Raw genomic sequence first — 22,935 nt, 5'->3', positions numbered from 1 at the left:
TCGGACATGCCCCGGGTCGCCCTCGTCCTGCACGAGTCACCGATGCTCTACGAGATCGCCATCGCGGCCGAGGTGCTCGGCGTCGACCGGTCCGAGCTCGCCCCAGCCGGGCGCTGGTACGACCTGGTGGTCTGCACCCGTGACGGTCGCCCCCACCCCTGGCTGCCGGACCACCCGACCGCGACGTACGCCGCCCTCCTCGGCGCCGACCTCGTCGTCGTGCCGTCCTACGACGACCTCGCCGGCGAGCCGGACCCGGAGCTGGTGACGGAGCTGCGGGCGGCGCACGCCGGCGGTTCCCGGGTCGCGGCGCTGTGCACGGGGGCGTTCGTGCTCGCCGCGGCCGGCCTGCTCGACGGCCGCGCGGCGACCACCCACTGGATGCACGCCGAGGAGCTCGCGCGCCGCTACCCGCGGGTCGACGTGCGCGCCGACGTGCTCTACGTCGACGAGGGCGACGTGCTGACCTCCGCTGGCAAGACCGCGGCGCTCGACCTCTGCCTCCACCTCGTGCGCACGGACCTGGGGGCGAGCGCCGCCAACGGCCTGGCCCGCCGCCTGGTGGTGCCCGCCCACCGGCGGGGCGGCCAAGCGCAGTTCATCGACGCCCCCGCGGCGCCGCGCAGTCCCGACGGCCTGGGGCCCACGCTCGACTGGGCGCGCGGACGGCTCGACCAGCCGCTGACGGTCGCCGACCTCGCCCGGCACGCCAGCCTGAGCACCCGGCAGCTCGCCCGCCGCATGCGGGCCGAGCTGCAGAGCGGCCCGCTCGACTGGCTGCACCAGCAGCGCATCGTGCGCGCCCGCGAGCTCCTGGAGCGCACCGACGCATCGGTCGACCAGGTGGCCGCCAGCTGCGGCCTGGGCACCGCCGCCACCCTGCGCCGGCACTTCCACCGCGCGACCGGGGTGACGCCGACGGCGTACCGCTCGATGTTCCGCGGGCCGGTCAGCTGACGATCCCGAGCACCAGCTCGGCGACGGCCTGCTGCTCGACGGCGAGCGGGTGGTAGGCGAGCGCGGTGTCGAGCTTGGTGACCCGCCCGTTGATCCACGGCTCGGCACCGCAGATGTCGTGGCCGGCGCTCGGGGTCCAGACGTCGACGTAGTCGGCGTCCGCGTCCTCGGCGGCGTGCTCGACCGCGCCGGCCAGGCGCTCGTTGACGCTGCGCACGAAGGGGTAGTCGCCGGCCGCGAGCGGCAGGTCCGGGCAGGTGCCCGACTCTGGCACGATCTGCGGGTAGCCGACCAGCAGCACCCGGGCGTCGGGCGCGCGCCTGCGGACCCGCTGGACGACCTCGACGAGGTTGTCCCGGGTCCGGTCCAGGGTCCCGTCGACACCGTCCTGGAGCTCGTCCGAGCACGGGGTGCCCTGCGGCTCCTGCTTCGCGAGCTGGGTGCAACGGACGAGCATCGTGCCGAACAGCGCCTCGTCGTTGCCGCCGAGGCCGATCGTGACCAACTCGGTGCCGGGCCGCACGGCGCGGAGCTGGGGTGGCACCCCGCCGGTCTGGGCCTCCTGCCGGGTCGTGACGTTCAGGGTGGTGGCACCGCTGCAGCTGACGTCGGTGAGCCGGGCGCCGGGCAGCCCCTCGGTGACGATGGCGGGGTAGTTCTTCTGCGAGCGCAGGCAGATGGTCGACGTGTCGGTCGGCGGGACGAGCGGTGCGGCCGTGTAGGAGTCGCCGAGCGCGACGTACTGGATCACCGGCGTCGCCCCACTCGTCGGCTCGCCGACCCCGTGCGCCGGCAGCGGCGCGGGCTGCGGGTCGTCGTCCGCGCAGCCGGCGACCGTGGTCAGCGCGAGCGCGAGGAGGGCGGTGGCCGAGGTTCGGAGCATGTTCTCGACCGTACGGGGTGGATCCGGGTACGAAGGAACCGTGACGACCACCGACGTGCCTCCCGTGCCGGCCGAGCAGACCGGCGGCGACTCCCTCTTCACCGTGCTGGTCGCCCTCGTGGCCAACGGCCTGCTCGCGGTCGCCAAGTCCGTCGCGGCCGCGTTCACGGGGTCGGCCGCGATGGTGGCCGAGGCCGCGCACTCGTGGGCCGACACCGGCAACGAGGTGTTCCTCCTGGTCGCCGAGCGCAAGGGCAGCCGGCCGCGCGACGAGGCGCACCCGCGCGGCTACGGGCGGGCGACGTACGCCTGGTCGATGATCGCCGCCTTCGGCCTGTTCACCGCCGGCGCCGTCGTCTCGATCTGGCACGGCATCTCGGAGCTGCTGAGCGAGTCCGAGGAGACCAGCTTCCTCGTGAACTACGTCGTGCTCGGCATCGCGTTCGTGCTCGAGGGCGTGTCCTTCGTGCAGGCGAGCCGCCAGGTGCACGGGGCCTCTCGCCGGTTCGGGATGCACCCGCTGCGCTACGTCGCCAAGACCTCGAGCCCCATGCTGCGCGCGGTCTTCTTCGAGGACTTCTCCGCCCTGCTCGGCATCCTCATCGCCGCGGCCGGAATCGGCCTGCACCAGCTGACCGGCGACGCCGTGTACGACGCCCTCAGCTCGATCGCGATCGGCGTGCTGCTCGCCTTCGTCGCCGTCTTCCTGATCAGCCGCAACATGGACTACCTGCTCGGCGAGGCGCCCACCGACGCCACCCGCTCGCGGGTGATCTCCGGGCTGCTCGCCCACCCCCAGGTCGAGCGGCTCACCTACCTGCACCTGGAGTACGTCGGCCCGCAGCGGGTCTTCGTCGTCGCCGCCGTCGACCTGGTCGGTGACGACACCGAGTCCAGCCTCGCCGTACGCCTGCGGGACGTGGAGGCCGACATCGAGCGGGAGCCGCTCATCGAGGACGCCGTGCTCACCCTCGCGCAGCCCGGGGACCCGTCGCTCGTGCCCTGATCTGCCGTCGAGTGACGCGAACGCGCCCTCCAACCCGGTGGAAAAGGACCGTCCCGCGTCACTCGACGGCAGACGGCGCGGCTAGCCCCGCAGGTAGGCCAGCACCGCCGACACCCGCCGGTCCGAGGCCGGGTCGAGGCGGAGCTTGGCGAAGATGTTGCCGACGTGCTTGCGCACGGCGGCCTCGCTGACGACGAGCTCGTCGGCGATCGAGCCGTTGGTGCGGCCCTCCGCCATCAGCGCGAGCACCTCGCGCTCGCGGTCGGTGAGGGTGGCGAGCGGGCCGTCGTCACGCCGCCGGCCGAGCAGCTGGCGCACCACCTGCGGGTCGACGACGGTCTCGCCGGCGGCGACGCGGTCGAGGCTGTCGAGGAACTCCCGGACGTGCCCGACCCGGTCCTTGAGCAGGTAGCCGACGCCGCTGGTGGCGTTGCCCGGCGCGGAGTCGAGCAGCTCGGGCACGTAGGCCTCGGCGACGTACGCCGACAGCACCATCACCGCGATATCGGGGTGCTCGGCCCGGATCCGGGCCGCGGCGCGCAGGCCCTCGTCGGTGTGGGTCGGTGGCATCCGGATGTCGGTGACGACGACGTCGGGCAGCTCGCGGGCGACGTAGACGAGCAGCGCGTCGGCGTCCGGCACGGCCGCGACGACCTCGTGACCGGCGCGCTCGAGGATGCCCACCAGCCCCTCGCGGAGCAGCGCGGCATCCTCGGCGAGCACGATCCTCAGGCTGCGCACGGCGCCTCCATCCGCACCTCGGTGGGCCCACCGAGGGGGCTGGTCACCCGCAGCTCGCCGCCGAGCGCGTCGAGGCGGACGGCCAGCCCGGCCAGGCCGCTGCCGCTCTGGCGGTCGACGACCGCGCCGCCGGCCCCGTCGTCCTGGACGCTGAGCACGAACGTGTCCGCCTGGCGCCAGGCCTGCACCTGCGCGCGGCGCGCACCGGAGTGCCGCACGACGTTGGTGAGCGCCTCGCTCACGACGAAGTACGCCGCCGCCTCCACCGGCTCGGGCAGGCGCTCGTCGAGCCGGATCTCGACCGCCACCGGGACCGGGGAGCGGTCGGCGATCTCGTGCACCGCGGCGGCCAGGCCGTGGTCGGCCAGCACCCGCGGGTGGATGCCGCGCACGGTCGCGCGCAGCTCCTCGAGCGCCTCCTCGGCCTGCCGGTGCGCCTGCCGGACCAGCGTCAGCCCCGGCCCCTCCGGCACGTCGAGCTCGGCGCTGCCGAGCGTCATCGTCAGCGCCACGAGGCGTTGCTGCACGCCGTCGTGCAGGTCGCGCTCGATGCGGCGGCGCTCGGTCTCGAACGCGTCCACGAGGTCGACCCGCGACCGGCGGAGGTCCGCGACCGCCTGCGCGAGCTCGGCGTCCCGCGGCGCGAGCAGCAGCCGGGCGAGCGCGGCCTGGGCGACGGCCAGCAGGCCGACGAGGTACGCCGACAGCGCGGCTGCGACCACGCCGGCCAGCGCTGCCAGCCACGACTCGGCGGTGGTGTCGATCGCCCAGCCGAGCATTTCCAGCCGGTCGACCCGAGAGAGCCACGGTGCGAGCAGCAGCACGACCGGCACGGTGACCGCGAACATCACGACGACGAAGTCGATCGGCCAGAGCACGACCGAGACCAGGAACGCGTAGCCCACCTCGGGCCACGACACCGCCAGCCGCCGGCCGGCGCTGAGCCGCTCGCGCACCGTCATGCCCGAGGCCGGCGCACCCTGCACCAGCCGGAGCCGGCTGCGCTCCACGACGCCCAGGACCCCAGCCAGGACCGGGATGCCGGCGAGCACGACCAGCCCGACGACCACGACGAGCGTCGCCGCGCCGACGACGAGGGCGAGGGCGAGCACGGCCAGCATCGCGATGCCGATCGGCACGGTCGAGAGCAGGTAGGCCAACGCGCCCCACGGCCACCGGGAACCCAGGTAGCGCCAGGGTTTCGCGCGCAGGGCCGCCCACGCGTCCGGCGTCCGGCTCATGACCCGACCCTAGGGCGCCGACCGGCCCCGCGGGGTAGCGCACGCGCTACCCCAGGTGTCGCGTGCAGGCCAGCGATCGACGGCGGGTTCCCGCGTGGGATGGAGGCATGACCGAGAACGTCGCCGTCACCCTCGACGGCATCACCCGCACCTACAAGTCCCGCGCCGGCGAGGTGCACGCGCTGCGCGGGGTCACGCACACGTTCGTGCGCGGCAGCTTCACCGCGATCATGGGCCCGTCGGGGTCGGGTAAGTCGACGCTGCTCCAGGTCGCGGCCGGGCTCGACAGGCCGACCCGGGGTGCGGTCGCGGTCGGCGGCCGCCCGCTCGGCCGTCTCGACCAGACCGCGCTGACCAAGCTCCGGCGCACCTCCATGGGCTTCGTCTTCCAGTCCTACAACCTGCTCGACGCGCTCACGGCGTACGACAACGTGGCGCTGCCCGCCCGCCTCGCCGGCCAGCCGGTCCGCCGCGACGCGGTCCTCGGCGCGCTGCAGCAGGTCGGGCTCGACGGGCTCGCGAGGCGCCGGCCGCCCGAGCTCTCCGGCGGGCAGCAGCAGCGGGTCGCGATCGCGCGGGCCCTGCACAGCAGCCCCGACGTGCTCTTCGCCGACGAGCCGACCGGCGCGCTCGACCGGAGCTCGGGCCGCCAGGTGCTGGAGCTGCTCCGGTCGGTCGCCGACGAGCAGGGTCAGACCGTCGTCATGGTGACCCACGACCCGCTCGCCGCGTCGTACGCCCACAGCACGCTCTTCCTCGCCGACGGCCAGGTCGTCGGCCGCCTCGACCGCGCCGACGCCACCCGGATCGCCGCCTTCATGAGCGAGCTCGAGCGATGAGGATGCTGTCGCTGAGCCGGAGGACGGTCCGGCAGTCGTGGCCGCCGTACGCCGGCGCCTTCGTGGCGATGGCCTGCGGTGTCGTCCTCATCGCGATGACCGCCACCATGATCGGCGCGGTCGACGTCAGCACCCGGCGCCCCGGGGTGACCGCTGCCGAGCGGATGCAGCTCGACGACCTCGCCGCGATGCTCGGCATCATGGCCGGCGTCTCGCTCTTCATGGCGATGTTCGTGGTCGCGAGCACGTTCGGGTTCGTCGTCGCCGCGCGTCAGCGCGAGCTCGGGCTGCTCCGGCTCGTCGGCGCGACGCCCCGGCAGGTGCGCCGGATGGTGTTGGGGGAGTCGACGATCGTCGCCGTCGTCGCGACGGTCGCCGGGGCACTGCTCGCGACCCTGGCGACGCCGGTCTTCGTCGCGCTCCTCGAGGCCAAGGGGCTGCTCGCCGTCGAGCTGACCATGCCGCCGCCCTGGATCGCGTGGGCGGCCTCCGGCGGCTGCGGCATCGGCGTCGCCCTGCTCGGCTCGTGGCGGGCGTCGAAGCGGGCCGCGCGGGTCTCGCCGGTCGCCGCGCTGCGCGAGGCCGGTCTCGAGCGGCGCCGCCCGTCGGTCGTGCAGATCGTCGTCGGCACCCTCTGCCTGGTCGGCCCGGCGACGGTGCTCCTCGTCGCCGACGAGATCAGCCCGCTGCTCGCGATGGTGGTGGGCATCCTGCTGCCCGAGGTGGTCGTGGTCGGCCTCGTCTGCTTCGGCCGCGCGCTGTTCCCGTGGCTGGGCGGCCTGCTCGCCCGGCCGTTCGTCCGCCGCGATGTCGCCACCCGGCTGGCGCGTGACCACGTGCGCACCGGCGCCCGTACGCCGGCGGCGCTCGCCGCGCCGGTCCTGGCGATCGCGGCGATCGCGGGCTCGATGATCGTGACGCTGAGCTTCGCCGCCGACTGGACGACGGCGCTCGACCGGGAGCAGCTGCAGACCCCGGTCGTCGTCGAGACCAACGGCGACCGCACGGTCGCGGCGGCGCTGACGTCGGACCCGGACGTGGCCCTCGCCGACCCGCGGGTCGTCGTCGGCGAGCACGAGGTCGTCGACGTGGACCTCGCTGCGCAGACCCGGGGACTGGCCGCCGTCCGGGGCAGCCTCGCCGACCTCGGCGACGACCGCATCGCGGTGACCGAGACCTACGCCTCCGACTCCGGCAAGGGGCTGGGTGACCGGGTGCCGCTGCGGGTCGACGGGCAGCGGATCCGGCCCGTGGTCGCTGCCGTCGTCAGCGACGCCCCGGACCTGTACGCCGACGTGCTGGTGCCGCCGGCGCTGGGTGGTGCCCGGGCCGGGCGCGTCGTACCCGACGTCGTGTTCGTCGACCCCGGCAGCGCGGACCTGCCGGCCACGCTGGACGGCACCAATGCCACCGTCCTGACCGCCGAGGCGTGGATCGAGCAGGTCGACGCCCGGACCCGCGCCAACAACCAGCTCGGGCTGTGGGTGCTGCTCGGTCCGGCCGGCCTCTACGCCGGCATCGCGATCGTGAACTCCGTGCTGATCGGCGTCTCCCAGCGCCGCCGGCAGCTGCGGACGGTCGCGCTGCTCGGCGCGACCGATGAGCAACTGCGCCGGATGGCGATCTGGGAGGCCGGCCTCGTGGGCGCCGCCGCCCTGCTGCTCGGGGGGCTGGTCACCGCGTCCGTCGGCGGCCTGCTCCGCTATGCCATCGCGCGCGACGTCCCCGGCGCCCCGCTGACCGTGCCCTGGCTGCCACTGGCCGCGATCGCCGCCACCTGCCTCGGTCTCGCCCTGGTTGCGGCGGTGGTCGGCGCCCGGGTGGCGGTGCGGCAGCGAGCCGGGTGAGGCCGCACTCCTCAGGCTTTCCTGTCACTTCTCAGGCGTTGCAACGGCCGAGAAGTGACGGGATCACCGGTGCACCGGTGAAACCGGCACGGCAAAGCGCCGGGAAATTTCCGCGAAGCGCTTGACGAGGAATATGTAAGTGCGCTGAACTAACAAACGTGACCCAGACCTCCCCGGTGGGCCGGCCCCTCCGGCCCCGCGGCAAGCTCCTCCAGGAGGACGCCCGTCGCCACCACCGGTCGCTGCTGCTCCAGCAGCTGTTCCGTGAGGGCCCGGCCAGCCGCGCCGACCTGGCCCGCACGTCCGGGCTCACCCGGGTGACGGTCTCCGACCTGGTCGGCGAGCTGGTCGCCGACGGGCTCGTCGAGGAGCTCGGCGCGCCCGCCGAGAGCCGGGTCGGGAAGCCCCCGACGCTGGTCGGCCTGGCCGCCGACTCCACCCACGTCATCGGCATCGACCTCTCCGCCACCGACCGGATGACCGGGGCGGTCATCAACCTCGCCGGGGAGGTCCAGGCCCGCCACGAGCTGGCCCGCGACGGCGCGGTCGGCGCCGACGCCGTCGCCCTGGTGCACCGGCTCGCCGCCGACCTGATCGCGATGACCCGCCGCCCGGTGCTCGGCATCGGCGTCGGCAGCCCGGGCGTCGTCGACGCGGGGGGCACCGTCATCGACGCGCCCAACCTCGCCTGGACCGACGCGCCGCTCGCCGCCACGCTCGCCGAGGCCTTCGGGCTGCCCGTCTTCGTCGCCAACGACGCCAACACCGCCGTCCTCGGCGAGCACACCTTCGGCGCCACCGGCGACGGCGGCCTGATGGTGCTCCGGGTCGGGACCGGTGTCGGTGCCGGCCTGGTGCTCGAGGGCTCGCTGCTGCACGGGCACCTGGGCGCCGCGGGCGAGATCGGCCACGTCGTCGTCGATCCCGACGGCGAGGTGTGCGCCTGCTCGCGCACCGGCTGCCTGGAGACGATCCTCGCCGTCCCGCACCTTCGTCGCCGGCTCAGCGGGGAGGTCGACCCGACCGCCGTGCTCACCGACGCCGGCGAGCGGCTCGGCGTCGTCCTGGCCCCGGTCGTCGGGACGCTCAACCTGCACGAGCTGGTGCTCAGCGGGCCGACCGAGCTCCTCGACGGTCCGCTGCTCGACGCGGCCGACCGGGTCATCCGCGAGCGGACCATGCCGGTCAGCTCGGCCGGCCTGACCGTCCGCACCTCACGACTCGGCGAGGACGTCGTCCTCGTCGGTGCCGCCGTCCTCGTCCTCGCCGGACAGCTCGGCGTCTCCTGAAGAACCAGATCCACCCACGTCTCGGACATCACCACCACCAGAGAAAGTCATCAGAGAGGAACACCGCGGTGCGCATCAAGAGGACCCTCGCCGGAGCGGCCGTCGCCGCCCTGGCCCTGACCACGCTCGCCGCGTGCGGCGACGACAGCGACAGCGACAGCGACTCGTCGGGCGACAGCGCCCCCCAGGCCGCGGACATCCGTGTCTGGCTCAACGGCACCGACACCCCGCAGGAGGCGCGGGACTGGCTGAAGAAGACCTTCGAGGACCAGAACCCCGGCTCCACGCTCACCATCGAGCAGCAGGAGTGGGACGGCCTCGTCGAGAAGCTGACGACCGCGCTCTCCAGCGACTCCGAGACCCCGGACGTCGTCGAGATCGGCAACACCCAGGCCCCGACGTTCACCTCGGCCGGCGCCTTCGCCGACGTCACCGACCAGCTCGAGGACCTCGGCGGCGACGACCTGCTCCAGGGCTTCGTCGACGGCGCGACCATCGACGGCAAGACGTACGCTGTGCCGTACTACGCCGGCTCGAAGTACATCTTCTACCGCAAGGACCTCCTCGAGAAGGCGGGCCTCGAGGTGCCGACCACGATGGAGGAGTTCGTCGACGCGGCCGTCGCCCTCAAGAAGGCCAACCCCAAGCCGGCCAACTTCTCCGGGTTCTGGTTCCCGGGTCAGGACTGGCGCAACGGCGCGGCGTTCATCTGGGACGCCGGCGGCGACCTGGCCGTCGAGGACGGCGGCGAGTTCAGCGGCTCGCTCTCCTCGGACGAGTCGATCGCGGGCCTCGAGACCGCCCAGAAGCTGTTCACGGAGGCGTCCGGTGCGCCCAAGGACGGCAACGAGGCGGACCCGTGGACCCCGTTCTGCGCGGGTGAGGTCGGCATGATGTCGACGCCGGGCTGGGTCAAGGGCCTCATCGAGGACCCGGAGACCGGGTGCCCCGACACCTTCGCCAAGCAGATCGGCGTCTTCGCCCTCCCGGGCTCCGACGGTGCGCCGGCTCCGGTGCTGCTCGGTGGCTCGGACATCGCGATCGCGGCCAAGTCGGCCAACCAGGAGCTCGCGGCCAAGGCCGTCGCGCTGATGCTCAGCGAGGACTACCAGACGATCATGGCCGAGAACGGCCTGACGCCGGCCCTGACCTCGCTCGCCCCGCTCCTCGGTGACGACGAGTACGCGCAGGCCACCATCGCGGCGGCCTCGAACGCCAAGCTCACGCCGGCCGCGCCGGGCTGGGCCAACGTCGAGGGCTCGCGGGTCCTGGAGGACCTCTTCAGCGCGATCGCGCAGGGCGGCGACGTCGCCGACCTCGCGGCCGACGCCGACGAGCAGATGAACTCCCAGCTCAACGGCTGAGAGTCCTCGCCGGACACAGCAACACCACAAGCAGGGAACCCAGACGGCCGGGGCGGTGCGATCCGCCGCCCCGGCCGTGCCATGCCCGCGATGATGCGGGAGGAGGAACAACCATGACCACAGTCGACAACGGCTCGGCCCCCCGCGCCCGCCGGTCGCCGCTGCCGTACGTGCTGATCGTGCCCGCGGTCGTCGCGCTCGGGCTCGCCCTGGGCTACCCGCTCGTGCGCCAGGTGCTGCTGTCCTTCCAGGAGTACGGGCTGCGCCAGCAGTTCGGCAACCCGCCGGAGTGGGTCGGCCTGGAGAACTATCGGGAGCTGGTCACCGACCCCTACCTGTGGAAGGTCACCCTCCGCTCGATCGTCTTCTGCCTCGTCAACGCCGCCGTCACCATGACGATCGGCGTGGCGCTGGCGCTGCTCATGCAGCACATGTCCAAGGGCATCCGGATCCTCGTGCAGGCCGGGCTGCTGCTCGCGTGGGCGATGCCGGTCGTCGCCGCGCTCACCGTGTGGCAGTGGCTCTTCGACACCCAGTACGGGATCGTCAACTACCTGCTGACCAAGATCGGCTTCGACTTCGAGGGCCACCCGTGGCTGCTCGAGCCGCTCTCCTTCTTCTTCGTGGCGACGGTCATCGTCGTCTGGATGAGCGTGCCCTTCGTCGCGTTCACCGTCTACGCCGCGCTCACCCAGGTGCCCGAGGACCTGGTCGAGGCCGCCGAGATCGACGGCGCCAGCCCGACCCAGCGGCTGCGGCACATCGTCCTCCCGAGCATCCGACCGGTGCTGCTCGTGGTGGGCCTGCTGCAGGTGATCTGGGACCTGCGGGTCTTCACGCAGATCTACATCCTCCAGAAGGCCGGCGGCAGCACGCACGACACCAACCTCCTCGGCACCCTCATCTACCGGCTCGGCATCGGCAGCGGGAACTTCGGCATGGCGGCGGCGGTCGCGATGTTCATGCTCGTCCTGACCGTCGCGCTGACCGCGCCGTACGTCCGCGCCATGCTGCGCCAGGAAGGTGAAGACTGATGGCCCGCCCCACCCCGCGGCCGCTGCGGATCACCGCCAACGTCCTGGGCCTGGTCGCGTTCGTGCTCGCGATCTTCCCGGTCTACTGGATGATCAACAGCTCGTTCCTGCCGCGCCGCGAGATCCGCAACCCGGTGCCGACCTGGGTGCCGTTCGGCGGCAACCTGGACAACTACCGGACGGTCTTCGAGACCGACCAGTTCGTCAACGCCCTCAAGATCAGCCTGCTGGTGACCGGCCTGACGATCCTCGTCTCGCTGGTGTTCGCGTTCGTCGCCTCGGTCGCGGTGTCCCGCTTCCGGTTCCGCGGGCGGACGACGTTCATCGTCGCCCTGCTGGTCATCCAGATGATCCCGGTCGAGGGCCTCTTCATCTCCCAGTACAAGATGCTCGAGGCGGTGGACCTGCTCAACACGATCGTCGGCCTGAGCATCGTGTACGTCGCGGCCGTGCTGCCCTTCACGATCTGGACGCTGCGCGGCTTCGTGTCCGGCGTCCCCTACGAGCTCGAGGAGGCCGCGATGATGGACGGCTGCTCGCGCACCCAGGCGTTCTTCCGGGTCACGTTCCCGCTCCTCGCGCCCGGCCTGGTCGCGACCGGTGTCTTCGGGTTCATCCAGGCTTGGAACGAGTTCACGCTCGCCCTCGTCGTGATGACGCGGGAGGACCAGCGCACGCTGCCGCTCTGGCTGACGACCTTCGCCGACGTCAACCGCGGCACCGACTGGGGCGGCATCATGGCCGGCTCGACGCTCATCGCGATCCCGGTCGTCGTGTTCTTCCTCATCGTCCAGGGCCGCATGGTCGGCGGTCTCACCTCCGGCGCGGTGAAGGGATGAGCATGGACCTCGACCAGATGGCGCTCCGGGTGCAGCTGCCGGCGTTCGCCGGCACGACGCTGCCAAACGACTACGCCGCGCTGCTCGCCGAGGGCCTCGGCGGCATCTGCTACTTCGGCACCAACACCGCCGACGGTCCGGCGGCCGTCGCCGAGCTGAGCGCCGCGATCCGCGCCGCCAACCCCCACGCCGTCATCGCGGTCGACGAGGAGGGCGGCGACGTCACCCGGCTGCACGCGATGGACGGCAGCCCGGTGCTCGGGCCGGCCGCGCTCGGCGCCGCGGACGACCTCGACCTGACCCGCGCCGTCGGTCGGTCGATCGGGGCCGAGCTCGCCGCCGCCGGCATCAACCTCGACCTCGGGCCGGTCGCCGACGTCAACACGAACCCGGACAACCCGGTCATCGGCACCCGCAGCTTCTCGGGCGACCCGCAGCAGGCGGCCGCCCACGTCGCGGCCTGGGTGACCGGCCTGCAGGAGGCCGGTGTGGCCGCCTGCGTGAAGCACTTCCCGGGCCACGGCGACACCGCGCAGGACAGCCACCTCGAGCTGCCCACGGTCGACGCCGACCTGGCGACCCTGCGGACCCGCGAGCTCGTGCCGTTCGCCGCCGCCGCCGAGGCCGGCGCCGCGTCCGTGATGACCTCGCACATCGTCGTACCCGCGATCGACCCGGCGCTGCCGGGCACCCTCAGCGCGCCGGTCCTCGGGCTGCTCCGCGAGGACATGGGGTATGCCGGCGTCATCGTCAGCGACGCGCTCGACATGGCCGGTGCGTCCGCGGAGCGCGGCATCCCCGAGGCGGCCGTGCTGTCGCTCGCGGCGGGCGCCGACCTGCTCTGCATCGGCCCGGACAAGCCGGTGTCCCTGGTGCGCGAGACCCAGGCCGCGATCGTCGCCGCCGTCCACGACGGGCGGCTCTCCGAGGAGCGGCTGCGCGACGCGTGCGCACGGATCGCCCAGCTGCGCCGCTACGACATGTCCGGCGGCCCCGACGCCGGCATCCCGGCGCAAGGGCGCGCGGCGCACGCCTCGCTGGTGGTCGAGGGCGAGCTGCCCGACCTCGCCGGCGCCGAGATCGTGAGCGTTGCGACCGCGGCCAACATCGCCGTGGGCGAGGTGCCGTGGGGACTCGAGCCCGACCGCTTCGTCGCGCCGGGTGAGCCGTTCGCCGGCGACCGGCCCGTGGTGCTGCAGATGCGTGACGCGCACCGTCGTCCCGAGATCGTGGTCGACGGCGCCGCGGTCGTGGTCGAGTGGGGTTGGCCCGGCCCGTTCGACGGGTCGGTGCCGAGGATCTGCACGCGCGGCTACTCCCGACCGGGAGCCGCCGCGGTCGAGGAGCTGCTGAGGAAGGCAGGGTGGGACCGGTGAACGTCGGCCTGGACATCGGCGCGACCAAGACGCTGGGGCTCGTCATCGACGACGCCGGCGAGATCCTGGCCGAGGTCCGCGAGGCGACCGAGCCCGGCACCGACGGCGTCGTGCGCACCGCAGCGCGCGTGGTGGAGGCGCTGCGCGCCGCCACCGGCGAGCCGCTGACCGGCACTGTCGGCGTCGGCATCCCCGGACTGGTCGACCCCCCGAACGGCACGGTCAAGCACGCGGTGAACCTCGGCCTCGACGGCGACTGGTTCCCGCTCGGCCAGGCGCTCGGCGAGCGCCTCGGCGTGCGGGTGGTCGTCGAGAACGACGTCAACGCCGCGTCCCTCGGCGCTGTCAAGGTCTGCGGCGAGGACGACCTCGTCTACCTCAGCATCGGCACCGGCCTCGCGGCCGGGCTGGTGCTCGAGGGCCGGCTCCGCCGCGGCGACCACGGCGCGGCGGGGGAGGTCGGCCACATCCCGGTCGACCCCATGGGCGCGCTCTGCGAGTGCGGCCAGCGCGGCTGCCTCGAGACGATCGCGTCCGGCTCGGCGCTCGCGTCCGCGTGGCCGTCGAGCGGCCACGTGCCGCCCGCGCAGGCGCTCTTCGCCGCGGCGCAGGGCGGGGACGAGAAGGCGGTCGCCGTGCGCGACGAGTTCGCCGCCGGCGTCGCCTCGGCGATCCGGGTGCTCGCGCTCGCCGTCGACCCGCGCACGGTCGTGCTCGGTGGCGGGGTCGCGCAGCTCGGCGAGCAGCTCCGGGTGGCCGTCGCCGGTGCCCTCCAGGCCCAGGCCGCCAGCTCGCCGTTCCTGGCGTCGCTCGACCTGGCCGGCCGTCTGCGCGTCGTGCCCGCGGACTACCCGGTCGCCGCGGTGGGCGCCGCCCTGCTCGGCCGGTGAGGTGAGTCGATGACCAGCTACCCCGGCCTCGTCGACGCCCAGGTCAACGGCGCCGCCGGCATCGACCTCACCGCCGAGCCGCACCGGCTCTGGGAGGTCGCGGCCGCGCTGCCGGCGTACGGCGTCGTCGCGTTCCTGCCGACCGTGATCACCTCCGACCCGGCCGCCCGTGAGCAGGCGCTGGCGACGCTCGCCGCCGGCCCGCCCGCGGGCTGGGCGGGGGCCGAGCCCCTCGGGCTGCACTTCGAGGGTCCGATGATCGCGCCGTCCCGCAAGGGCGCGCACCCCGAGCACTGGCTGCGCCCGCCGTCGCTCGACCTCGTCGACGGCTGGTCGCGCGAGGCCGGCGTGCTGATGGTGACGGTCGCGCCGGAGCTCCCCGGCGCCCTCGAGGTGATCGAGCGGCTGACCGCCGAGGGCGTCGTCGTGTCGGTCGGCCACACCGCCGGCGACACCGCCGAGGTGCTCGCCGCGATCGAGGCGGGCGCCCGCTGCGTCACCCACCTCGGCAACGCGATGGCGCCGGTGTCGCCGCGCGAGCCCGGGCCGGTCGGCGTCGCGCTGGGCGGTGACGACCTCGTCGCGGGCCTCATCGTCGACGGGCACCACCTCGACCCGCACTTCGTGCGCGCCGCCTGGCGCGCGCTCGGGCCTGCGCGCTTCCTGTCGGTGTCCGACACGACCGCCGCGCTCGGGATGCCCGACGGTCCCGCCCGCCTCGGCGACCAGGACGTCGTCGTCGCCGACGGCACGGTCCGGCTCGCGGACGGCACGCTCGCCGGGTCGGGCGCGTCGGTCCTCGACTGCCTGCGGATCCTCGTCCAGCAGACCGGCTGCTCGGTCTCCGACGCCGTCGCCACCGCCACCTCGACGCCCCTCGCCCTGCTGGGCCTGCCCGCGCGCGAGGAGACGATCGAGCTCACCGACGACCTGGAGCTGCGCTGATGGAGGTCGTGCCCCTCTCCTCCGCCGCCGAGGTCGGCGCCGTCGCCGCGTCCGCGATCGAGGCGCTGGTCCGCTCCCGGCCCGACGCCGTGCTCGGGCTGGCGACCGGCTCGAGCCCGCTGCCGACCTACCAGGAGCTCCTCGCGCGCCACCGCGCCGGCACCGGGCCGTCGTACGGCGGGGTGCGGTGCTTCACGCTCGACGAGTACGTCGGCCTGCCCATCGGCCACCCGGAGTCCTACCGGGAGACGATCTACCGCGAGCTCACCGACGGTCTCGACATCCCTCGCGACCGCGTCGCGACGCCTGACCCGGCCGACGTCGAGACAGCGGGCGCCCGCTACGAGGAGGCCATCGTCGCCGCGGGCGGGGTGGACCTGCAGGTGCTGGGCATCGGCAGCGACGGCCACCTCGCGTTCAACGAGCCCGGCTCGTCGCTCGCGTCGCTGACCCGCATCAAGACGCTCACCGCGCGGACCCGCGACGACAACGCGCGCTTCTTCGGCTCCGCCGACGACGTGCCGCGGCACGTGCTCACCCAGGGCCTCGGCACGATCCTGCGCGCCCGCCACCTGCTGCTGGTCGCCACCGGTGCCGGCAAGGCGGACGCCGTCGCCGCCGCGGTCGAGGGGCCGGTCTCGGCGTCCTGCCCGGCCTCCGTGCTCCAGCTCCACCCGCACGCCACGGTCCTGCTCGACCCCGACGCCGCGGCCGGCCTCGCCCGCCTCGACTACTACCGCGAGGTGTACGCCGGGAAGCCTGCCTGGCAGGGGATGTGAGCGGTGCCGGATTCACCGGTGCACCGGTGATCCCGTCACTTCTCGGCCGTTGCAACGCCTGAGAAGTGACAGGAGAGCCTGAGTAGTCGGCCGCTCAGCGCCCGGTGACCCCGTCGATCTGCTCGCGCAGGATGTCCATGTGGCCCAGGTGGCGGGCGATCTCGCTGGTCTTGTGCCACAGCACCCAGCGCAGCGTCCGCGGCGCGTCACCCACGGGCAGCCTCGTCAGCGTCTCGGGCGACCCGGCGGCGGCGATGTGCCGATCGGCCTCCTCGATCGCGGCGCGGTAGTCCGCGACCACCGCCTCCGCCGGCACCGACTCCGGCACGACCATCGTCCAGTCGATGTCGGCGTACGCCGGGTCGCCGCCCACGTGGTGGGCGAACCACCACCGCTCGCCGTCCGCGAAGTGCTTGACCAGGCCGAGCAGCGTCGTGTCGGAGACGACCAGCCGCCGTCGCAGCTGCTCCTCGGACAGGCCGTCGATCTTCTTGAACACGCACGAGCGTTGAAACCTCAGGAACGCCAGTGCGGTGTCCAGCTCACCGTCGTCGTCGGCGGGGACCCTCTCGCGCTGTGTCTCGAGCATGGCTCCGACTCTAGGGTCGGAGCCATGACGGACTTCCGACTCGACCGCGTCGGCGCGGCGCTCGCCGGCACCAACCCGACGGTGCTCCGCCGGATGCGTGCGGGGTTCGCCGTGATCGGCGACGTGCAGCACCTCCCCGGCTACTGCGTGCTGATCACCGACGACCCGGCCGCCGACCAGCTCACCGACCTGAGCCCCGAGCGGCAGCTGGTGTTCCTCGAGGACATGGCGGTCCTGGGCCGCGCGGTGTCGACGGTCGCGCGGCGGCGGGACCCGGGCTTCCGGCGGATCAACCTCGAGATCCAGGGCAACACCGACGCGTTCCTGCACGCCCACGTCACGCCGCGCTACGACTGGGAGCCGGACGACGTCGTGGGGTGGCCGGCCGCGCTCCACCACTGGACGAAGCGGGTCTCGGACGAGCACGAGCTCGGCCCGCAGCACGACGAGCTCCGCGCCCAGATCGCCGCCGAGCTCGACCGCACGGCGGGCGCCCTGCCCTAGAGTCGGCGGCATGACCGACCTCGGCGACCTCGGACAGGAACCCCCGCTCGCCGGTGACGAGCTGGCGGCGATCACCGGCTCGCTCGACCGGTTGCGCGGCTACCTCCTGTGGAAGTGCGGCGGCCTCGACGACGCCGGCATCCGCGCGACCCTCGGCCCCTCGACGCTGACCCTCGGCGGCCTGCTCAAGCACGCCGCGGTCGTCGAGGCGACCACGCTGGCGTGGAAGCTGCACGGCCGGGCACCCTTCGCCCCGTTCGACAAGGCGGACTGGGACGACGAGGACTGGCACCTCCGCGTGGAGGACGACGACACCCCTGCGTCGCTGGAGGCGCTCTTCCGCGAGTCGGTGGCGAAGGGGCGGGCCCTGGTCGACGAGGCCGTCGCGGCCGGTGGCCTCGACTTCGTCGCCGAGGTCCAGGACGACGAGGGCAACCACCCCAACCTGCGCCGCGTCCTGTTCGACCTCATCGAGGAGTACGGCCGCCACGTCGGCCACGCCGACCTGATCCGCGAGTCCGTCGACGGGCTCGTCGGTGAGGATCCGCCCCGGGAGTGACCCGCGCCGATCCCCGGGGGGTGAGGGCGTGGTCGCGTGCCGTGTGCCACGATCTCTGCCCGAGGATCAAGACGCGTCCCGAGCGGGTAGGACGACGTCATGCACAGAGGGGTGGTGGCATGACGGCGCGCGAACCGGTCAGCCGGGTGCGCTCGATGCGCGAGACGTTCGAGTCCGGCGGACAGGTGGGCGCCGACCTGCTCGAGGTGGACTGGTCCCGGACCCCGCTCGGCGACCCGGAGCAGTGGTCGCTGAGCCTCAAGAACGCGATCCGGATCCTGCTCACCTCGAAGTTCTCGATGTGGATGGCGTGGGGCCCCGAGCTGACGTTCTTCTGCAACGACGCCTACCGCCGCGACACGCTCGGCACGAAGTACCCCTGGGCCCTCGGCCGCCGCGCGGACGAGGTGTGGTCGGAGATCTGGGACGACATCGGGCCGCGCATCGCACGCGTGATGGAGTCGGGCGAGGCGACCTGGGACGAGGCGCTGCTGCTGTTCCTCGAACGGTCGGGATACGCCGAGGAGACCTACCACACCTTCTCCTACAGCCCGCTCGCCGACGACGACGGCGCGGTCGCCGGCATGCTCTGCGTCGTCACCGAGGACACCCAGCAGGTCGTCGCCACCAGCCGGATGGCGCTGCTGCGCGACCTCGGGGTCAGGATGAGCGCCGCGCGCGACGAGCAGGCTGCGGTCGCGGAGGCCTGCCACCAGATCAACGCCGACGGGCGCCTGCTGCCGTTCTCCGTGGTCTACCTCTTCGACGACGACGGGGCGACCGTCTGGCGCGCCGGGACCGCGGGCGTCGCCGGCGACCACCCGGTCGCGCCCGCGCTGATCCACGCCTCGTCCCCGTCGCCGACCTGGCCGATCGCGGAGCTGTGGGACGGCCTCAGCTCCGTCGTCCCGCTGGCGGGCCGGTTCGAGGACGTGCCGCGCGGCCGGTGGCCCGAGCCGCCGACGGAGGCGTACGTCGTCCCCCTGGCCCAGGCCGCCGCCGACCACCCCTACGGGTTCCTCGTCGCCGGCCTCAACCGCTACCGGCCGTTCGACGACACCTACCGCGACTTCGTCGACCTCGTGGCGGGGCACCTGTCGGCGGCGATCTCGGACGCGCGCGCGATCCAGGCCGAGCGCGAGCGGGCCGAGCAGCTCGCCCGCCTCGACCAGGCCAAGACCGACTTCTTCGCCAACGTCAGCCACGAGCTGCGCACGCCGCTCACGCTGCTGCTCGGACCCGCCGAGGACGCCCTCGCCGACGGTGCCGCGCCGCTGCCGCCGAGCCAGGCCGCGCGCCTCGAGACGATCGCGCGCAACGGCCAGCGGATGCTCCAGCTGGTCAACACCCTCCTCGACTTCTCGCGGCTCGAGTCCGGGCAGGGCCGGTCGTCCTTCCAGCGCACCGACCTCTGCGTGCTCACCGCAGAGCTGGCCGCGATGTTCCAGTCGGCAGCCGAGGGAGCGGGCCTGCGGCTCGACATCGACTGCGACGGCGACACCGTCGCCTACGTCGACCGCGACCAGTGGTCCAAGATCGTGCTCAACCTGATCTCGAACGCCCTGAAGTTCACGTTCGAGGGCGGCGTCTCGGTGACGATCGGCTCGGACGACGGCGAGGCCGTGCTGCGTGTGAGCGACACCGGCACCGGCATCCCGGAGGCCGACCAGCCGCGGCTGTTCGAGCGGTTCCACCGGGTGGCCGGGTCCCGCTCGCGCACCCACGAGGGCTCGGGCATCGGCCTCGCGCTGGTCGCGGAGCTGGTGAACGCGCACGGCGGGACCGTGTCCGTCGACAGCGCCCCGGGGGAGGGCTCGACGTTCGTCGTGCGGCTGCCGCTCGGCCACGAGCACCTCCCGGCCGAGCAGGTCGCCCACGAGTCCGGGACGATCGCGGTCGCCGCCGACGGCGCGACCCGCAGCATGGTCGCGCAGGCGCTCAGCTGGCTGCCGGACGGCTCGCAGCCCGAGCCACGGGCCGCCGCGCGCAGCGGCCAGCCCACGGTCCTCGTGGTCGACGACAACGCGGACATGCGCTCCTACATCGCCGACCTGCTGCACCCCGAGTACGACGTCCAGGTCGCGGCCGACGGGATCGACGCCCTGGAGCGGATGGCCGAGCGTCGGCCGGACCTCGTGCTCACCGACGTGATGATGCCGCGGCTCGACGGATTCGGGCTGCTCCACAAGATGCAGGGCGACCCGGCGCTGACGTCGGTCCCGGTGATCATGCTGTCGGCCCGGGCCGGCGAGGAGGGCACGCTGGAGGGGCTCGAGGCCGGCGCCAACGACTACCTCGTCAAGCCGTTCTCCGGTCGTGAGCTCCTCGCCCGGGTGCGGGTCAACCTCGAGCTCGACCGCGAGCAACGGGTGCGTCAGGCGCTCGAGCGCAGCGAGGAGCTGCTCGCCCAGGCCCAGCGCCTCGCGCAGATCGGCAGCTGGGAGATCCACCTCGACCAGGACACGATCACGGCCTCGCCGATGTTCTACGAGCTCATGCACATGTCGGCGGAGGAGATGGACCGCCTCGGCACCGCCCGCGTCATCGAGTCGTTGGTCCACCCCGACGACCTCGAGCGCGTCAACCTCCAGATCGCCCACGCCGTGCCGGGCGAGATCGTCCGGTACGAGACCCGGGTCGTCCTGCCGGACGGCCGGGTCCGGCTGTTCCAGGCGCGGGGGGAGCTCGCGACCGACCCCGCCGGCGGCCGGGTGCTGCGCGGGTCCTTCCAGGACATCACCGACCAGCGCGCCACCCAGGAGCGCCTGATCGCCGCCGAGGCCGAGCGCGAGGCGGCCACCCGGGAGCGCCTGATCGCGGAGCAGCTCCAGGCGAGCCTGCTGCCGCAGAGCGAGTTCGACCTCGACTCGCTCGACGTGGCGGCGTTCTACCGCGCCGGCGTCGAGGGCACCTACGTCGGGGGCGACTGGTACGACGTCATCCCTCTCGGCGCCGGTCGCACGGCGTTCGTCATCGGCGACGTGATGGGCCGCGGGGTGCGCGCGGCCTCCGTGATGGGGCAGCTGCGCTCCGCGGTCCGTGCCTACGCCGCGCTCGACCTCACGCCGGTCGAGGTGCTCGAGCTCCTCGACCGGCTGGTCCAGGAGCTCGGCTCCAACCAGATCGTCACGTGCGTCTACGCCGTGCACGACGCGGCCGACCGCACGCTGACCTACGCGAACGCCGGCCACCCGCCGCCGCTGCTGGCGCGCCACGACCTCGTCGACAACGTGGCGCGCATCGAGGCGACCGGGCCACCGCTCGGCGCCGGCTACTTCGGCATGCGGCCCGAGGTGGTCGCGCTGGAGGCCGACGACCTGGTGGTGCTCTACACCGACGGCCTCGTGGAGCGCCGCGGCACCGATCTCTTCGACGGCATCGAGCGGCTGGCGGAGGCGGTGCGCGACCACGTGGACCACGACCTCGCCGAGCTCCCGGCGATGCTCGCGCACGACCTCCTCGGCGGCGAGGTGGACGACGACATCGCTCTGGTGCTCGTGAAGGTCGCGGAGCCCGAGGACCCCGGGCTGCAGGTGCGCCTGGACTCGGCCGAGACCGCGGCGCGGCAGGCCCGCCGGGCCGTCCGGCTGCAGCTCGCGGCATGGGGGGTGCCCGAGGAGCTCGCCGAGGACCTCGTCCTGGTCACCAGCGAGCTCGTGACCAACGCCTTCGTACACGCCCGGCCGCCCATCGACCTGCGCATCCGGCGCACGCACCACGAGGTGGTGCTCGAGGTCCACGACCGGGCCCTGCTGCGGCCGCGCCGGCGGCGGCCCGACGACGACGACGAGCACGGACGCGGGCTCAACATCGTCGAGGCCCTCACGACAGACTGGGGCACCCGGTCGTCGGAGTCCGGCAAGACGGTGTGGTGCACCGTCCGGGTCTGACCCCGCGACCCAGCAGACGCAGGAGGCACCCGTGGTCCGTGGCCCGCAGCTCGACCGACTCCACCTCGACGGTCTCGAGGACGGCGATCCCGACGAGCTCCGGCGCGACGCCGACCTCGACGGGGTCCGGTACGCCGACCTCGCCGTACCTCTGCTCGACCTCCAGGGGGCCCGGGTCGCCTCGTCGCAGTGGGCGGGGCTGAGCGCCGACGAGGCCGACCTCCGGGGCACGCGACTCACCGACGTCGAGCTCGACGGCGTCAACGTGCCGGTGGTCCGGGCCGCCCGCAGCCAGTGGCGCGACGTGACGGTCAGCGGCCGCCTCGGGTCCGTCGAGGCCTACGAGGCGCAGTGGCGCTCGGTGCACGTCGTGGGCTGCAAGATCAGCTACCTCAACCTGCGGGGCGCGGAGGTCGCCGACCTCGCGTTCACCGACTGCGTGGTGGAGGAGCTCGACCTGGTCGGGGCGATCGCCCGACGGGTCCGGCTCAGCGGCACCCGGGTCGGGCAGCTGAACGTCCAGCACGCCGACCTCCAGGACGTCGACCTGCGGGGCGCCACGTTCGAGGCGGTCGACGGGGTGCTGGGGCTGCGCGGCGCCACCGTCAGCCCGGATCAGCTGGCGCTGCTGGCGCCGCTGCTGGCCGCCGGCCTCGGGCTCGACGTGGAGCCCTGAGGCCGACGGCCGGCCGGCGGATCAGATGTCGAGCGGCAGCAGCACGCGGTTGATCGCGTGCGCGATCTGCGGGTTGCCCTTGTTGATGTCGACCGCGATCACCTGGGGGTTGCGCAGGTCCGGGTCGGCGTCGGCGAGGAACACCCGCTTGCCCTTGATGTCGACGGTCACGGTGCCGCCCTGGGCGGTCGTCAGCTTCGCGCCGTCGGCCTTGACGACCTTGCCGCTGCCCAGCGTCTTGCCGGGCACCACGTGGTAGAGCAGCACGGTCTCGATCGTGTCGATGCCGGCGGCGCTGGCCAGGGCCTTGAACGTCGCCTTCTCGGTGGCCGGCCTGGTGCCGGTCAGCGTCGTGGCGAGCTGGCGGAAGGCCCGGTCGGTCGGCAGGAACGCCGTCAGCTTGACCCTCCCCTTGGCCAGCACGCCGACCGCGCTCTTCGGCTTCTCCTTGAGCACGGCCATGACGGCGGCGTCGAGGATGTCGAAGTCACCCCACTTCTTGTCGAACTTGTGCCCGTCCGCGGCGAGCACCTGGGCCAGGCTCGTCGGCCGGTCCGCCGCCTGGGCGGCCGGGGCGGCGACGAGCGCGGCGGTGCTGGCCAGGGCGGACGTGGCGAGGGCGGCCGTCAGGCCGCGCATCGAGATGTTCATCAGACTGGGTTCCCTCCGAGGTTGGACCCCCGCGGG

Annotated in this window: 21 protein-coding genes; 16 read left to right on the top strand and 5 right to left on the bottom strand. The window is 73.5% G+C overall.

Annotated elements, in window-relative coordinates:
* Nucleotides 1–6: 6 nt before the first annotated feature.
* On the top strand, nt 7–957 hold the full coding sequence (locus HZF07_RS13970) for a GlxA family transcriptional regulator (protein WP_157342477.1): 951 nt from the start codon (nt 7–9) through the stop codon (nt 955–957).
* Here HZF07_RS13970 and HZF07_RS13965 read toward each other — a convergent pair.
* Nucleotides 950–1,840: an SGNH/GDSL hydrolase family protein gene (locus HZF07_RS13965; protein ID WP_157342475.1), complete on the bottom strand. Its 891-nt coding sequence runs from the start codon at nt 1,838–1,840 to the stop codon at nt 950–952. The two genes, HZF07_RS13970 and HZF07_RS13965, sit on opposite strands and share 8 nt — an antisense overlap.
* Before the next feature lie 40 nt (nt 1,841–1,880).
* On the opposite strand from HZF07_RS13965, the gene HZF07_RS13960 reads away from it, so the two are divergent.
* Complete coding sequence (locus tag HZF07_RS13960) at nt 1,881–2,846, top strand: cation diffusion facilitator family transporter (RefSeq protein WP_309504739.1); 966 nt, start codon at nt 1,881–1,883, stop codon at nt 2,844–2,846.
* Between the two features lie 81 nt (nt 2,847–2,927).
* Here the strand turns inward: HZF07_RS13960 and HZF07_RS13955 are convergent, their stop codons facing one another.
* Together HZF07_RS13955 and HZF07_RS13950 are read right to left on the bottom strand one after the other, a co-directional pair.
* Nucleotides 2,928–3,578 (bottom strand): response regulator transcription factor, encoded by a 651-nt coding sequence (locus HZF07_RS13955; RefSeq protein WP_157345273.1) that lies wholly within the window; start codon nt 3,576–3,578, stop codon nt 2,928–2,930.
* Nucleotides 3,575–4,828 carry a sensor histidine kinase gene (locus HZF07_RS13950; RefSeq protein WP_157342471.1) on the bottom strand — a complete coding sequence of 418 codons (1,254 nt, stop codon included), beginning with the start codon at nt 4,826–4,828 and terminating at the stop codon, nt 3,575–3,577. The genes HZF07_RS13955 and HZF07_RS13950 overlap by 4 nt, the downstream gene beginning before the upstream one ends.
* 107 nt (nt 4,829–4,935) lie before the next feature.
* Here HZF07_RS13950 and HZF07_RS13945 point away from each other — a divergent pair, with 107 nt between their 5' ends.
* From HZF07_RS13945 to HZF07_RS13900, 10 genes are all read left to right on the top strand, one after another.
* Nucleotides 4,936–5,667 carry an ABC transporter ATP-binding protein gene (locus HZF07_RS13945; RefSeq protein ID WP_157342469.1) on the top strand — a complete coding sequence of 244 codons (732 nt, stop codon included), beginning with the start codon at nt 4,936–4,938 and terminating at the stop codon, nt 5,665–5,667.
* Nucleotides 5,664–7,514 (top strand): ABC transporter permease, encoded by a 1,851-nt coding sequence (locus tag HZF07_RS13940; protein ID WP_157342467.1) that lies wholly within the window; start codon nt 5,664–5,666, stop codon nt 7,512–7,514. The genes HZF07_RS13945 and HZF07_RS13940 overlap by 4 nt, the downstream gene beginning before the upstream one ends.
* Nucleotides 7,515–7,672: 158 nt before the next feature.
* The gene (locus HZF07_RS13935) at nt 7,673–8,803 is read left to right on the top strand and encodes an ROK family transcriptional regulator (protein WP_181645188.1); all 1,131 of its coding nucleotides are present in this window, start codon (nt 7,673–7,675) and stop codon (nt 8,801–8,803) included.
* A 68-nt stretch (nt 8,804–8,871) separates the two neighbouring features.
* Nucleotides 8,872–10,167 carry an extracellular solute-binding protein gene (locus HZF07_RS13930; RefSeq protein WP_181645187.1) on the top strand — a complete coding sequence of 432 codons (1,296 nt, stop codon included), beginning with the start codon at nt 8,872–8,874 and terminating at the stop codon, nt 10,165–10,167.
* A 113-nt stretch (nt 10,168–10,280) separates the two neighbouring features.
* Entirely contained in the window at nt 10,281–11,201 is a 921-nt protein-coding gene (locus tag HZF07_RS13925) for a carbohydrate ABC transporter permease (RefSeq protein WP_157342465.1), read from the top strand.
* On the top strand, nt 11,201–12,040 hold the full coding sequence (locus HZF07_RS13920; RefSeq protein ID WP_157342462.1) for a carbohydrate ABC transporter permease: 840 nt from the start codon (nt 11,201–11,203) through the stop codon (nt 12,038–12,040). Before HZF07_RS13925 ends, HZF07_RS13920 begins: the two co-directional genes overlap by 1 nt.
* A 2-nt stretch (nt 12,041–12,042) precedes the next feature.
* On the top strand, nt 12,043–13,416 hold the full coding sequence (locus tag HZF07_RS13915; RefSeq protein WP_232523049.1) for a glycoside hydrolase family 3 protein: 1,374 nt from the start codon (nt 12,043–12,045) through the stop codon (nt 13,414–13,416).
* Nucleotides 13,413–14,306 (top strand): ROK family protein, encoded by an 894-nt coding sequence (locus tag HZF07_RS13910; protein WP_309504737.1) that lies wholly within the window; start codon nt 13,413–13,415, stop codon nt 14,304–14,306. Before HZF07_RS13915 ends, HZF07_RS13910 begins: the two co-directional genes overlap by 4 nt.
* 9 nt (nt 14,307–14,315) lie before the next feature.
* Nucleotides 14,316–15,251 (top strand): N-acetylglucosamine-6-phosphate deacetylase, encoded by a 936-nt coding sequence (locus tag HZF07_RS13905; RefSeq protein WP_157342457.1) that lies wholly within the window; start codon nt 14,316–14,318, stop codon nt 15,249–15,251.
* Nucleotides 15,251–16,030, top strand: a complete 780-nt coding sequence (locus HZF07_RS13900; RefSeq protein WP_157342455.1) for a glucosamine-6-phosphate deaminase — start codon at nt 15,251–15,253, stop codon at nt 16,028–16,030. Before HZF07_RS13905 ends, HZF07_RS13900 begins: the two co-directional genes overlap by 1 nt.
* 94 nt (nt 16,031–16,124) lie before the next feature.
* On the opposite strand, the gene HZF07_RS13895 is transcribed toward HZF07_RS13900, so the two are convergent.
* Nucleotides 16,125–16,619: a DinB family protein gene (locus HZF07_RS13895; RefSeq protein ID WP_157342453.1), complete on the bottom strand. Its 495-nt coding sequence runs from the start codon at nt 16,617–16,619 to the stop codon at nt 16,125–16,127.
* A 24-nt stretch (nt 16,620–16,643) separates the two neighbouring features.
* Between HZF07_RS13895 and HZF07_RS13890 the strand changes: the two genes are divergently transcribed.
* The 4 genes from HZF07_RS13890 to HZF07_RS13875 all read left to right on the top strand — a co-directional run bounded on the left by HZF07_RS13890 (nt 16,644) and on the right by HZF07_RS13875 (nt 22,248).
* The gene (locus HZF07_RS13890; protein ID WP_157342451.1) at nt 16,644–17,123 is read left to right on the top strand and encodes a diadenosine tetraphosphate hydrolase; all 480 of its coding nucleotides are present in this window, start codon (nt 16,644–16,646) and stop codon (nt 17,121–17,123) included.
* 10 nt (nt 17,124–17,133) lie between these two features.
* Nucleotides 17,134–17,682 carry a DinB family protein gene (locus HZF07_RS13885; RefSeq protein WP_157342449.1) on the top strand — a complete coding sequence of 183 codons (549 nt, stop codon included), beginning with the start codon at nt 17,134–17,136 and terminating at the stop codon, nt 17,680–17,682.
* A 119-nt stretch (nt 17,683–17,801) separates the two neighbouring features.
* On the top strand, nt 17,802–21,572 hold the full coding sequence (locus HZF07_RS13880; RefSeq protein ID WP_157342447.1) for a SpoIIE family protein phosphatase: 3,771 nt from the start codon (nt 17,802–17,804) through the stop codon (nt 21,570–21,572).
* 31 nt (nt 21,573–21,603) lie between these two features.
* Nucleotides 21,604–22,248, top strand: coding sequence for a pentapeptide repeat-containing protein (locus HZF07_RS13875; RefSeq protein ID WP_157342445.1), 645 nt, complete (start codon nt 21,604–21,606; stop codon nt 22,246–22,248).
* Between the two features lie 21 nt (nt 22,249–22,269).
* Here the strand turns inward: HZF07_RS13875 and HZF07_RS13870 are convergent, their stop codons facing one another.
* On the bottom strand, nt 22,270–22,899 hold the full coding sequence (locus tag HZF07_RS13870; RefSeq protein ID WP_157342443.1) for a fasciclin domain-containing protein: 630 nt from the start codon (nt 22,897–22,899) through the stop codon (nt 22,270–22,272).
* Between the last annotated feature and the right edge of the window lie 36 nt (nt 22,900–22,935).

This window comes from Nocardioides agri (genome assembly GCF_013778305.1).
In the GTDB taxonomy this organism is placed as follows: Bacteria; Actinomycetota; Actinomycetes; order Propionibacteriales; family Nocardioidaceae; genus Nocardioides; species Nocardioides agri.
Note: the sequence above shows the minus strand (reverse complement) of the source record. Positions and strands in the feature narration are given on the sequence as shown.

What these genes read in the sequence shown, in the direction of transcription:
- HZF07_RS13970 (WP_157342477.1), top strand. Translation starts at nt 7, where the DNA reads ATGCCCCGGGTCGCCCTCGTCCTGCACGAGTCACCGATGCTCTACGAG.
- HZF07_RS13965 (WP_157342475.1), bottom strand. Translation starts at nt 1,840, where the DNA reads ATGCTCCGAACCTCGGCCACCGCCCTCCTCGCGCTCGCGCTGACCACG.
- HZF07_RS13950 (WP_157342471.1), bottom strand. Translation starts at nt 4,828, where the DNA reads ATGAGCCGGACGCCGGACGCGTGGGCGGCCCTGCGCGCGAAACCCTGG.
- HZF07_RS13945 (WP_157342469.1), top strand. Translation starts at nt 4,936, where the DNA reads ATGACCGAGAACGTCGCCGTCACCCTCGACGGCATCACCCGCACCTAC.
- HZF07_RS13940 (WP_157342467.1), top strand. Translation starts at nt 5,664, where the DNA reads ATGAGGATGCTGTCGCTGAGCCGGAGGACGGTCCGGCAGTCGTGGCCG.
- HZF07_RS13925 (WP_157342465.1), top strand. Translation starts at nt 10,281, where the DNA reads ATGACCACAGTCGACAACGGCTCGGCCCCCCGCGCCCGCCGGTCGCCG.
- HZF07_RS13920 (WP_157342462.1), top strand. Translation starts at nt 11,201, where the DNA reads ATGGCCCGCCCCACCCCGCGGCCGCTGCGGATCACCGCCAACGTCCTG.
- HZF07_RS13915 (WP_232523049.1), top strand. Translation starts at nt 12,043, where the DNA reads ATGGACCTCGACCAGATGGCGCTCCGGGTGCAGCTGCCGGCGTTCGCC.
- HZF07_RS13905 (WP_157342457.1), top strand. Translation starts at nt 14,316, where the DNA reads ATGACCAGCTACCCCGGCCTCGTCGACGCCCAGGTCAACGGCGCCGCC.
- HZF07_RS13900 (WP_157342455.1), top strand. Translation starts at nt 15,251, where the DNA reads ATGGAGGTCGTGCCCCTCTCCTCCGCCGCCGAGGTCGGCGCCGTCGCC.
- HZF07_RS13895 (WP_157342453.1), bottom strand. Translation starts at nt 16,619, where the DNA reads ATGCTCGAGACACAGCGCGAGAGGGTCCCCGCCGACGACGACGGTGAG.
- HZF07_RS13890 (WP_157342451.1), top strand. Translation starts at nt 16,644, where the DNA reads ATGACGGACTTCCGACTCGACCGCGTCGGCGCGGCGCTCGCCGGCACC.
- HZF07_RS13885 (WP_157342449.1), top strand. Translation starts at nt 17,134, where the DNA reads ATGACCGACCTCGGCGACCTCGGACAGGAACCCCCGCTCGCCGGTGAC.
- HZF07_RS13880 (WP_157342447.1), top strand. Translation starts at nt 17,802, where the DNA reads ATGACGGCGCGCGAACCGGTCAGCCGGGTGCGCTCGATGCGCGAGACG.
- HZF07_RS13870 (WP_157342443.1), bottom strand. Translation starts at nt 22,899, where the DNA reads ATGAACATCTCGATGCGCGGCCTGACGGCCGCCCTCGCCACGTCCGCC.